7 protein-coding genes and 3 pseudogenes are annotated in these 12325 nt (G+C 59.3%); all 10 read left to right on the top strand.

Annotated features, from left to right (window positions below; all coding sequences use genetic code 11):
* Nucleotides 1–292: 292 nt before the first annotated feature.
* Nucleotides 293–1258: pseudogene (gene tnpC / locus DPM35_RS27225) on the top strand (IS66 family transposase); the annotation flags it as partial.
* 174 nt (nt 1259–1432) lie between these two features.
* Nucleotides 1433–3115 (top strand): ABC transporter substrate-binding protein, encoded by a 1683-nt coding sequence (locus DPM35_RS27220; protein WP_112130254.1) that lies wholly within the window; start codon nt 1433–1435, stop codon nt 3113–3115.
* Nucleotides 3112–4098 (top strand): ABC transporter permease, encoded by a 987-nt coding sequence (locus tag DPM35_RS27215; protein ID WP_112130253.1) that lies wholly within the window; start codon nt 3112–3114, stop codon nt 4096–4098. Before DPM35_RS27220 ends, DPM35_RS27215 begins: the two co-directional genes overlap by 4 nt.
* Nucleotides 4098–5030 carry an ABC transporter permease gene (locus DPM35_RS27210; RefSeq protein ID WP_112130252.1) on the top strand — a complete coding sequence of 311 codons (933 nt, stop codon included), beginning with the start codon at nt 4098–4100 and terminating at the stop codon, nt 5028–5030. Before DPM35_RS27215 ends, DPM35_RS27210 begins: the two co-directional genes overlap by 1 nt.
* Nucleotides 5027–6037 carry an ABC transporter ATP-binding protein gene (locus DPM35_RS27205; protein WP_112130251.1) on the top strand — a complete coding sequence of 337 codons (1011 nt, stop codon included), beginning with the start codon at nt 5027–5029 and terminating at the stop codon, nt 6035–6037. Before DPM35_RS27210 ends, DPM35_RS27205 begins: the two co-directional genes overlap by 4 nt.
* Nucleotides 6030–7031 (top strand): ABC transporter ATP-binding protein, encoded by a 1002-nt coding sequence (locus tag DPM35_RS27200; protein WP_112130250.1) that lies wholly within the window; start codon nt 6030–6032, stop codon nt 7029–7031. Before DPM35_RS27205 ends, DPM35_RS27200 begins: the two co-directional genes overlap by 8 nt.
* Nucleotides 7032–7405: 374 nt before the next feature.
* On the top strand, nt 7406–8353 hold the full coding sequence (locus tag DPM35_RS33375) for an alpha/beta fold hydrolase (protein WP_112130249.1): 948 nt from the start codon (nt 7406–7408) through the stop codon (nt 8351–8353).
* A 339-nt stretch (nt 8354–8692) separates the two neighbouring features.
* Nucleotides 8693–9574 (top strand): annotated as a pseudogene (locus tag DPM35_RS32980) (S9 family peptidase).
* Complete coding sequence (locus DPM35_RS33165) at nt 9496–10797, top strand: prolyl oligopeptidase family serine peptidase (RefSeq protein ID WP_281004642.1); 1302 nt, start codon at nt 9496–9498, stop codon at nt 10795–10797. The pseudogene DPM35_RS32980 and the gene DPM35_RS33165 overlap by 79 nt, the downstream one beginning before the upstream one ends.
* Before the next feature lie 181 nt (nt 10798–10978).
* A pseudogene (locus DPM35_RS27185) lies at nt 10979–12065 on the top strand (ISAs1 family transposase).
* The last annotated feature ends 260 nt before the right edge of the window (nt 12066–12325 follow it).

The following is a 12325-nucleotide window of genomic DNA, read 5'->3' as shown; positions in this document are numbered from 1 at the left end:
TGGTACAATGTCTTTGCGCTGGTAATAAATCGGGCGCCGTGGGCACGCCGCCACGCTACATAGGAGTCGATTGCGTCACGGAGGATCATAGCAGTCCCTCCAGATCAATCGCCGCAACCTCGCGACGGCCGGCGAAAAAGAACTTCAAACATAATCCAGGTCTCCTTGTTGTTGGCGCCTGGATCATGCCATCGGATGTGCTTTAGAAAATTATGTTGCGGAGATTGCTTGGGATCGCCTGAAACTCGGGCAGAACCGGAGCTTCCGCAGCATAATCCTCAGCGCAACATCTTATCGCCAGGCGCAGATCTACGCCCGGCAGGGCATCAATCTCGACCGTTCCACGCTCGCCGACTGGGGCGGCCGCGCCGCCTGGCACCTGCGTCCGGTCCACGAGCGGCTGCTGGAGAAGCTGAAGTCCTCGCCCAAGCTCTTTGCCGACGAGACCACGGCGCCGGTGCTGGGCCCCGGCCGCGGCAAGACCAAGACCGGGCAGCTCTGGGCTTACGCCCGCGATGACCGGCCATGGGACGGGAGCGACCCACCGGGCGTCGCCTATGTCTATGCGCCGGACCGAAAGGCGGAGCGACCGATCGCCCATCTGGCGGGCTTTGCCGGAATCCTGCAGGTCGACGGATATGGTGGCTATCGGGTGCTCGCAGACAAGAGCGGCGCAACGCTCGCCTTCTGCTGGGCGCACGTGCGCCGGCGCTTCTACGAACTCGCCGCGGCCGGCCCAGCGCCGATCGCGAGCGAGGCGCTCCGGCGCATCGCAGATCTCTATCGCGTCGAGGACGACATCCGCGGCCAGCCGGCAGACGCACGTCTTGCCGTGCGTCAGGAAAGGAGCCGGCCGGTCATGGCTGAGCTTGAGCCGTGGTTGCGCGAGAAGCTCGGCTTGATCAGCCAGAAGACCAAGCTCGCCGAGGCGATCCGCTACACGCTCTCCCGATGGGAAGGACTCGCGCGCTTCCTCGACGATGGACGCATCGAGCTCGACTCCAATACCGTCGAGCGGTCAATCCGTCCGATCGCGCTCAACCGCAAGAACGCCCTCTTCACGGGCTCTGACAGCGGCGCCGAGCACTGGGCCGTCGTCGCTTCGCTGATCGAAACCTGCAAGCTGAACAACGTCGAGCCGCTCGGCTACCTGGCCGACGTGCTCACCAGAATCGTCAACGGGCACCCAAACAGCCAGATCGACGATCTCCTGCCTTGGGCTTACATCGCCAAGCCGGAGCTCAAGGCCGTGGCCTGAGAACACCGCTTACATCTGACTTCCAGATTGTTGCAATATAAAAATTATACTTGCGGCATCAGTCAGCGGCAACCCTTAATGGAACAGGATAACTGCTGCTGTCGGTTTAGTGATGACAAGTGTGTTGCGTCGCCAGCCTGTACCAAATGCAATTTACACATGAGGAGGGGAACTATGGACAAGTGGCCGCTCAGTCGCCGCGCCGTGGCGAAGGCAATGCTTTTGGCGTCGGTTGCACCTTGGGTCATGAATTCGGAAGCGCTAGCCGGCTCATCTTGCGCCGACGGCATCGTGCGAATCGCCGGAGTTGCCGCGCCCGACACGATGAATCCCTTTGCCACTTGGAGTTCGTCCTGGCCCCTTTACTTCACCTATGACGCCCTGGTCGGCGTGGACGCCCAGCGCCACGACGATCGTAGAGGATTTGCCAAATCATGGTCCGTTGCCAAAGACAACCTCACGTGGACATTCAAGATTTGGCCTAGCATGAAGTGGTCTGACGGGCAGCCGGCGACGGCGCGGGACGCGGCGTTCACTTATAACTATTTGCGAGAATCCATAGGTAGGCCGGACGAGCTGAACGTTGGCTACAATAATACCGGTGGCTTGGAGAACATCGAGTCAATCACGGCACTGGATGACGAGACTCTGCAAATCGTGACCAAGAGCCCCACTCGTTGGCCTGTCGACAATTTTACATTGATGGTTCCCGAGCACATCTGGAAGGACGTATCTTACGCCGAGGCCCGCAGCACCTTCCAAAACAAGCCGCCGCTCGTGGGAACCGGGCCAATGATCGTTTCAGAATTTCAACCCGGACAGTTTGCCAGTCTCGTTCCTAACAAGTACTTCCGCGCGGGACCGCCGGCGACCGCCGGAATGACCTATCGGTTCTTCAATAGTGCCGATCCCATCGCTCAGGGGTTGAAGAGCGGCGATCTCGATTACGGAATGAGCTTAACTGTCGCCCAGTGGACCGATCTCTCAAATGAACCCAAAATCGTGGTTGGTGAATCGCGCGTCGAGCAACGGAATTACCTAGCTTTCAACACAGCATCCGGTCAGGGAAAGGGCAGTACCAAGGCGCTGCAAGATTCGGCGTTTCGCGACGCGATCGGCTTCGCGATCGATCAGAAGACCATTGTTGATCGGGCCTTCCGGGGGCACGCCGACCCGGGAGTTGGACTGGCAATGCCGGTCGCGGCCGATTACTACTCGGATCTGAACGATATCAGGCGGGGCTTCGACCTTGCTGAGGCAGGGCGGCGGCTTGATGCCGCCGGCTATGGGGATACCGACGGCGACGGTCTGCGTGAGGACCGGGAGGGAAAACCGTTCCAACTGCAGCTGATTACCGGCACCGCGTCAGGATCCCTTGAAATTCCGACCGCAGCCATACAGCTTATCGCGGGCTGGCTCGAGCAAATTGGCATACCTGTCACCGTGACCCAACTCGACTCCGGCGCGCTCAACGCCCGCGCTGCAGCTCCGGCGGATGGCGGCGGCGGATGGGATCTGCTCGTCAGCGCAGGCTGGTTGGGTCCATCGGCTCACGACCTGCTCAGCTTGGGTAGCGCAAAGGAAATAGGGGTTCACAACACATCGTATTGGAAGAGTGATAAATTTGACGCGCTCCTATCTGAGGCTGAAGTCACCGTCGACCTCAAGAAGAGCCAGGAACTAGTCAATCAGGCGGCGCGCCTCATTTACACCGAAGCGCCGTATATCATGCTGGCCTATCCATTCTTACTCGATGCTCATCGCAAGGATTGTTTCGCCAGTTGGGGTACGGAAGATGCGGTGTCGATGTGGGGCTATTTCCCCTTTGATCGCCTAAAGCCCGTGGCTGCGCCGTGAACGGAGGCGGGACAAGCCGACATATCGGACGCATCCTCATCAGGGCGATTGTGACGCTTCTGATGGTGGCGATCCTTAACTTCATCCTGTTCCGAGTCATTCCAGGCGATCCTGCCAAGCTACTGCTTGGTGGTGGGCGTGTCAGCGCGACCGCTGAGCAGATCGAGGCGCAGCGCCAGAATTGGGGGCTCGATCGACCGCTGCTTCCGGACCAGTTGGTCGACTACCTATCGGCAACCGTAAGGGGCGATCTGGGCTATAGCTTCAAATTCAGGGGCCGGCATGTCGCCGACCTGATTTTGGAGCGCTTGCCAGCCACTATCGTCCTGGTCGCGGTTGCTCAGTTAATTGCAATTGTTGTGGGTGTGATGCTTGGCATGTATGCGGGCTGGCGCCGAGGAGGAGCCTTGGACAATGGCGGCACGGTTGCCTCTCTGCTGCTCTTTTCGACGCCGTCGTTTTGGGTGGGCATGATCCTTGTGGTGGTCTTCAGCACGAAGTTTGGCTGGCTTCCAGGCTATGGTGCATATTCTCCGGGAGGAACCATCAGTTCTATTGACTCGATACTTGATCACCTCAGGCATCTCGCGCTTCCGGTCACCGCGTTGGCTCTCGGACTTATTGGTCAATACGTCCTGGTCGCACGTGCCGCAATGAGTGACGTTGTTACAGAGGACTACATGGTGACTGCGCGGGCTAAAGGCCTGACCAATCGTCAGATGCTCATGCGTCATGCATTTCGCAATGCAATGCTGCCGGTCGTAACCTTGATTGCGCTTAATCTTGGCTATGCTGTCGCCGGCGCCATCACCGTCGAAGCCGTATTCGCCTGGCCGGGTATAGGAGGACTGACTGTGGAAGCGCTGAATGCACGGGACTACCCCGTCCTTCAAGGAGTATTCCTGTTGCTTGGTGCGTCGATCGTTGTTTCAAACATGACCGCCGATCTTGCCTACGGTCTTCTCGACCCGCGAGTTCGGTGATGAGCGAAAGTACAACTCGTTATTCCCCGCTAGGCCCGGCGCGGGCGGTAAAAGGCTTTCTGCAGCAGTTACTTAGCCACGGTGGTGCTAAGGTCGGCCTCGTATGCTTGGTATTCTTTCTTGGTGTTGCCGTGATGCCCAATGTTCTGGTGGGGCCGCTCCAAACTGCGGTCAATGCAACCGGCGACTTCCTCGCACCACCATCAAGCCAGCATCTGCTGGGGACCGATGAGGTGGGGCGGGACGTGCTCAACCTGGTCGTTCATGGTGCGCGGATCTCGCTTACGATCGCTCTGCTGGCGACTCTGATCAGCCTCTTCGTCGGAACTTCGATCGGTATGATCGCAGGCTACTATGGTGGCAGCGTTGACGTTTGGCTGATGCGATTGGCGGACTTCTTTTTCGTCATGCCCTCCTTCGTGCTGGCCCTGGTCATCACACCCGTGGTGCTCGAGGTGATGGGGCGCGGTGGAGACATCCTAGGCTTTCGTCCTTCTCTTTTCGTGATCCTTGTCGTTATCGGCATGACGAGCTGGGCCTTCGTAGCACGCATCGTTCGCAGCCAGACGTTATCGCTTAAGGAACGAACATTCATCGATCGCGCACGCGTTGTGGGCAGCAGCAATTTCAGCATTATGGTGCGGCACATCCTGCCCAATCTAGTGCCGCAAATCGCGGCCAATGGTGCGCTAGTCGTCGCCAGCGCAATCTATGTCGAGACGTCGCTCTCGTTCCTCGGACTTGGCGATCCGTTACAGCCTTCATGGGGCACTCTGCTGTCGCTCGCTCAACGCGCTGGAGCCGCTAGCGCCGGAGCATGGTGGTACCTCGGTGCCCCAGGAGTGTGCGTCCTTTCCGTTTCGCTCAGCTTCGTCCTGATTGGCAATGCTCTCGACGACACGTTCAATCCACGGCGGCGAGTGATCCCATGATAAACACCTCTAAAAGAAGCGCGGCGCTATTGGAGGTTGACGGGCTGTCTGTCACCTACGGGCTTATGGGCGCATCATCGCGTGCGATAGAAAACGTAAGCTTTGCGCTCGGGGCCGGAGAGGCCGTCGGCCTCGTCGGAGAGTCAGGCAGCGGGAAGACCACGACCGCTATGGCCATCGCGGGTCTGCTGTCACCCAACGCGCGGGTCAGCAGCGGCGAGGTGCGCTATCGCGGCAACGTGCTTCCGATCGACGATGATGCCGCTATGCGGCCACATCGCTGGAGCGAAACGTCCGTTGTCTTCCAGGGTGCGATGAATGCGCTCAACCCAGTACACCGCATCATCACGCAGATCGCCGAGCCGTGCATGCTGAAGCTCGGTATGCCGCGCGGCGAGGCGTCCGCGCGGGCAAGGGAGCTGCTCGAGCTCGTCGGCATTCCGGCGGATCGCGGCACTGCCTATCCGCACGAGCTGTCGGGCGGTATGCGTCAAAGGGTGATGATTGCCATGGCGCTCGCATGTCGGCCTTCGATCGTCATCGGCGACGAGCCGACCACGGCGCTCGACGTGATTACGCAGGCTCAAATCCTCAAACTGCTGGGTAAATTGCGATCGCAACTTAGACTTGCTCTTATTTTGATCACCCATGACCTTTCTGTGGTGGCTGAAGCTTGCGATCGCGTCTTGATCATGTACTCGGGCCGGATCGTCGAGGAAGGCACTGTCGCCGAGATCTTCGCTCAGCCCAAACATCCCTACACTCGCCTCCTGATCGACTCGATCCCGAATCCGGCGAACGGCAAAAAGATGATCCGGCCCATTCCCGGAGATCCCCCGAACCTGATGAACCGACCGTCGTCGGGCTGTGCCTTCCACCCGCGTTGTCCCTCGGTGATGGCTGTTTGCCCCACCGAAGTCCCCAGCATCGATCAGTTCGGGCAGGAGCGCGTAGCCTGTCACCTTTACCGGTCCTCGCAAGAAGACAGAGGCGCATCTCATGCGTGACACCACCGACATCCTGCGTCTTGAGAGCTTGCAGGTCCATTTTCCTATCCAGGGCGGGCTTTTCGATCGTGCCCTGGGCCGTCCTGCCGGCGCCGTGCGCGCGGTGGACGGGATTGACCTCAACCTGACACGGGGCGAGATCGTCGCACTCGTTGGGGAATCGGGAAGCGGCAAAACCACTGTAGGTCGCGTCATTGCCAAACTTGCCCAGCCTACAGGCGGCAAGTTGTTGTTCGAGGGTCGCGACATTACCTCGGAGCGTGGCTCCTCGGCGCTGCGGCCTTACCGGCATCGCGTGCAGATGATCTTCCAGGACGCTTATCAAGCCCTCAACCCCCGACATACAATTTTTGATATCGTGGGGGAGCCATTGCGGTCACTGCGGCTGGTCGACAACGCGACCCAACTCGCCGAACGGGTCGGTGAAGCGCTTGCCTCCGCCGGGCTCAGTCCTCCCGGCGATTTCTTCTCCCGCTTCCCAAACGAACTGTCGGGCGGGCAGCGCCAGAGGGTTGTGATTGCCGGCGCCCTTGCCGTGAAGCCTGAGCTAATCATCGCCGACGAGCCGGTGTCGATGCTCGATGTTTCGATACGCGCACAGATCCTGCAGGTTCTAGTTGATCTGCGCTCCAAGCACAACATGGCGCTGCTGTTTATCACCCACGACTTGCCGCTTGCCTGGTCGATCGCCGACAGAATTGCCGTCCTGTATCTTGGAAAATTGGTCGAAATCGGTAGCGCCGACGAGATCACATTTAATCCTCGCCATCCGTATACCGCCGCCTTGCGCAACGCCACTCCGCAAATCGGTGGCAATGCAAATCCCGCCGAATTGCGGGCTCTGCAAGGCGAGGTTCCAAGCGCCGCGCGCGTGCCGAAAGGATGTCGGTTCCATCCGCGTTGCCCCTTGGCCTTCGACCGCTGCCGGCAAGACGAGCCGCCGTCCGTCGAAGTCGGGCCGCAGCACATGTCTGCATGCTGGCTAGCACAGTGAACGCCGGCGCGGCACACTTTTCAGACTTGCTTCGTTGTTGAGCGTAGGCTACCAAGCAGGAGCCGGTGTAATGACCAAGACTGTCGACTGCAGCGTAATTCATTGCAATATCCGGGACGGCCCTGCAACTACGATAGTTTGAGGTCGGCGGCCCCGTTACATGCACGCGCCGGCGTGTTGATCGTCCAGAGCTGCAGTCAACACATCCTACTCTCAGAGAGAGCCGGCAATCCCTTGGGAATTTTTTCAAGTAAAACCAACGGACGTCACATCAAAGTCATTCCTGAACCCCGAGCAAGAGAAAAGGGTCTGCTCCCTTCGATATTGTGAGGAAACACGGCCAAAGACCACACTATACCGATCCATCGTTCCAAATGGATCCATCCGCAGCTTCATCACTTGTAGACGTTCAGGAGGAACTATCTTTGATCGAGAAGTATCTAACCCCGCGGGTCTTCGAAGTTCCAATGTCTCGCGGCAGGACTGTCCGCGCCTATGAGGTTGGGCCGCCTGACGTTCCAGTCGTGGTCGGGATCCATGGAACCCCGAGCACTGGGCTTGGCCAAGTTGTGAACTACATAGCCAGCGGCGCAATCTTCTGCCGCCTCGTTGCGTTCGATCGTCAAGGCTATGGGGGCTCAACCCCGGAGCCCGGGCGTAAGGTCCGCGACATCGCCCCGGTCGTGGAGGCAATCCTTGATGACTTATCAGTCGACACTGCAGCGGTGTACGGCCATTCTGGGGGTGGAATGCTCGCGCTTGCTACCGCAGCGCTCCTACCCACGCGCATTTCGCGGGCTGTGTGTAGTGCCGGCAATGGCCCAAACTATGGTTCGGGGGGGTTCGACTACGCCGACGGTCCTTCACCCCTAATGCGCGAGGAGATGCTTGAGGCGCGGAAAGGTCCACAGGCATCCCGCGAATTCTACCGCCGTGTGCCCTGCAAATTGCGCGATCCTGAAGTTGAGAAGCAATTGTATTCTGAAAATGATCGTCGCATTGCTCGCTTACTGAGCCCTTTAAGAGACAAGATCACTCAACAGTTGGCGTTGCCTGAATCTCCCTATTCGGAAGAAGATGCCTACGTTGATGATGTTCAGTCATGGGTGAAGCCATGGGGCTTTGAATTGGCCTCAATAACGGTACCTACCAGGATCTTTCATGGCCTCGATGATCTCCAGGCGGCGCGGCGTCACTCCGAGTGGCTGCGGACCCAGATCCCGAATGCAAGCTTGGAGCTTTTTCCCCACTTCGGGCATAACTTGAGCCAACTCATGCCGCATATGTTGGCGTGGCTGGTGCAGGACGAGGTTCGATCCTAGTGCGAATCCACGGCTTGGTAGCAGGAGCTTGCGACGGAATTGGTATGGTGGCAGGGTCAGGCTCGTCCCGGTCACACCATTCCGGCGCTGCGGGAGCTCCGAAGTGAGGTCGGAATATGTGGTCGCGTGGTGGCTGGCCAAGTTCAGAATCGGCAGTTGCGTTGCAGCGGCTTTGGCGCGTACCGCACGCGGTGCTGCCATCGTTGGAGGAGAAAAGATGGCGATCACGGCTACCATCGCTCGATAAATGGTCTTCACACTACGAGCAACATTGATGCGCAGGCAATATTGCTCGCGAACAGTCGCAGTAAAATACTCCTGTTGTAACATGGAGACGATATGATGGAAGGCGAGCGCCCGCAACCACCGCTTCCTCGTGCAGAGCCACGGATTCGGGTCCTTCATGACGACGTCACCATGGATTGGTATGGCTGGCTCCGCGGCCGGGAGAACCCGGACGTTCGCGCGTATCTGGAAGCCGAGAACAGTTACGCGGAACAAGCGACAGCGCACTTGGCAGATCTAAAGGCGGAACTCATCGCCGAGATCGAAGGGCGCCAGCCTCGCGAGGACGCCCCGCCCGCGTTCCAAGTTGGGCCTTTCGAGTACTTCCAAAGACACGAGCCGGGACTGTCTCATCCGGCGTAGTGGCGCCGGCCGATGACTGGAGGCTCGGCCGAGCTTGTTCTCGACCCGAATGCGTTTTCTGGGGCCGAGGTCTTCTGGTCGCTCGGTGTCTTCGAACCGAGCGATGACGGGCGTTACATCGCGTTTAGCTTTGATCTCGTCGGCGACGAGCGCTACGAGTTGAGAGTTCGGGACATGACTGACAGCCGCGACATCTGGCGTGACTCGCGCCGCGTCGGTCGGGCCGTTTGGGCCGCCGACAATCGGACGCTTTTTTTCACACGGGAACGGAGTGACCGACGGCGACATGATCAGATTGTCCGGTTGGACGTCAAAATAAGCGACTCACAGGTAATCTTCGAGGAGGCCAATGAGCGACTTGAGGTACTGGTTCGGCGGTCTGACAGTGGCGACTGGTTGTTTCTCGACGTACTTACGACATCGGACATTTCGGCCTACGTTCAGCGAGGAGCCGCAGAGGTATGGTGCCTTCCTGCTGAGGAGCCTCGGGGGCAATGGCGCCGGATCGTGGCACGCGAACTCGGACACGAGATTTTGCCGAGCATTGGCATGACACGTTCCTGTTCCGCGTGAACGACAGTGGACCGTACTGGCGTCTCGTGCGGGCGCCGATAAGTGACCCGTCACGTTCACGCTGGGAGGAAGTCGTTCCACATCAAGCCGGGGTGACCCTAGAGGAGGTCCACGTGCTCGAGCAGCACCTGGTCGTCCTGGAGCGAGAGGGTCTTCGTCCTCGCTTGGTCTCACGTGACCGATCCGGCAGGGTTAGGGCAAGGGTCGTTCCTGATCTGCCCAGTTGTACGCTCACCGTGGGCTTATCGGCAGGCGGCCGTCATTATTCGGCCGCACGACATGCGTTCCATGGCTCGAAGCTGATTTACTCAGTCAGCTCGTTTTTGACGCCGGAAACATTCATTGAGCATGATTTCTCGGATGACCAATCGGCAATCCTACATCAGTCCCGGATTCCGGCATGTAACCCGGATCAGTATGTCGCGTTCGTCGTTACGGCGAAGGCGGAGGACGGGGCTGACATCCCGATCTCACTGGTCGCGCGTCGCGATCGAGCAAACCCCGGGCCGGTTTTGTTGTATGTATACGGCTGTTATGGCATTCCAAGTTGGCCGATTTTCATCGGTTCCCGCTTGAGCCTGCTTGATCGTGGAATTGCTTTCGGCATCGTGCACGTACGAGGTGGCGGCGAACTCGGCCGCCCGTGGCATGAAGTGGCGACACGCCATCGAAAACTTGTGACCCACACCGATCTGATCGCCGCTGCCGAGGGGCTTGTTGAGCAGGAAATCGCTTCCGGTGATGGCATCATCATTGGGGGCAGGAGCGCTGGGGGAGGGGTGGTGCTTGCTACGGCCGCCTTGCGGCCCGACTTGTTCCGCGCCGTGGTCGCAGAGGTTCCACTCACCGACATCGTAGATACCGAGATAGACTTCACAATGCCCTATGCCATACAGGAGACGGCGGAGTACGGCGATCCCCATATCGCACACGAGTACCAGTACCTGCGCAGCTACGACCCCTACTACAACCTCGGTGCCGACCGCCCGCTTCCGCCAACGTATGTCGACAACGCGATCGATGACGGTCAGGTGCTCCACTACCAGCCCGCTCGCTATGTGGCCCAGCGTCGGTCCTGCACCGCCGATCACGATCCCGAGCTTGTCTTTTGCACGCGGACGGTAGGCGGCCACAATGGGGCTTCACATGGGCCTGGCGTGGCTGAGGAAGCAGCATTTCGTTTGGCCTGGATACTTGACCAGGTTCGACGCTCCGGCAGCTGAGCGCAGTTCCGTGAGGATCCGGACGATGAGTCGCCCGTGACTTAGGAGGGGAATCAGATTTCGAGTTCATCTGCAAGGCATGGGCTTCCCAGCCGCAGGGCAATCGTTTCAGGTTAACGATTGGTGCGCGTTGGTTGGGAATATGATTCACGGGGGTGCTTCGTGATTTGCGGAGCCCTCGATGTCGCGCCATCCTCGTCGTTCGTGTTCGATCCTCGATCATTTTTTCGGCGCTGTCGGACCCGCGTCAGCGATGGCGGGTTTCTATCCTTTGCGGAGGTCCTGTTTCTGGTACTATTCGCCACGCTGTGCGGGATGGATGACTTCGTCGAGACCCGGTAGTGGGGCAAGCAAAGGCTCGATTTTCTACGCCGCTTCATGCCCTATGGCGCGGCCTTCCGGCCCGACGCCCAAGCACGTGATCAACGCGCTCAATCCGGAACTGTTCAAGACCTGCTTCACAAGCTGGGTCGAGGCCATCGACGGCAAGACCTCGCGGCGCAGCAATGCATGCGGCACGGGTCGCGAGCCGCTGTACATGGTTTCGGCCTGGGCCGCGCGCCAGCGCCTCGTGCTGGGAACAGCAGGCAACGGACGTGAAATCCAATGAAATCACAGCCATACCCCGCCTGCTCGAACGCCTGGAACTGACCGGCGCACTGGTCACGATTGATGCCATGGGAACCCAAACAGAGATCGCCGAGACCATAGTCAGGCGCGGCGGTGACTATCTCCAGGCGCTCAAGGCCAGCCGGCCGGCCACCTACGCCGAGAGCGAATACTTCTTTGCCAATCCGTCGCCTGACCTGCTCCAGGACCACTTCCGTAGACAACGATCACGGCCGCCTCGAACGCCGCCGCCACTGCGTCTGCCATGACATCGCCTAGCTATTCTCTGACCGCCGCTATCCCCACATGGCCATGATCGGCATGGTCGAGACACATGTCGAGCGCAACGGCAAGACCAAGCATGAGCGGCGCTATTATCACTCTTCCGCTAAGCTCGACGCCCAGACATTCGCCCCACGCCGTGCGCACCCACTGGCATGTCGAGAACAGGCTCCACTGGATACTCGACGTCGTCTTCCACGACGACCTCGCCTCAGCACAGGCCTCGGGCCGCAAAACGTGGCCGTCGTCAAGCACATCGCCATTAACCTTGTGCGAACCCAAGGGACAAACACAGCCTCAAGGTCCGCCAAAAACTCGCCAAGCTCGATCCCGACTACGTCGAAGCCATCATCCGTCACAAACCGCCATTAACCTGAAGCGATTCCCCTGTTCCCAGCCGGAGTGCTTCACTCTCAACCGCTCGTGTGCCTGCATCTTCGAGAATACTTGAGTCTCCACTTCGATTAACGCCGGCAAGGTCAGAAGGCCGAGAAAGCGGCGGCAACGTAATGCCGATATTGAATCAGGTTTCCCAGCAATCTCAATGCATAACGCCATCAGACCCGGCTGGGGCGCCAGGTTTCCTGCGGCGCGCGCCAGTCTATTCCGGCCAGCTTGCTCGTCGGGCTCGTCTCCG

The organism is Mesorhizobium atlanticum (genome assembly GCF_003289965.1).
Lineage (GTDB): Bacteria > Pseudomonadota > Alphaproteobacteria > Rhizobiales > Rhizobiaceae > Mesorhizobium > Mesorhizobium atlanticum.
This window is presented reverse-complemented; position numbering and strand designations above follow the sequence as displayed.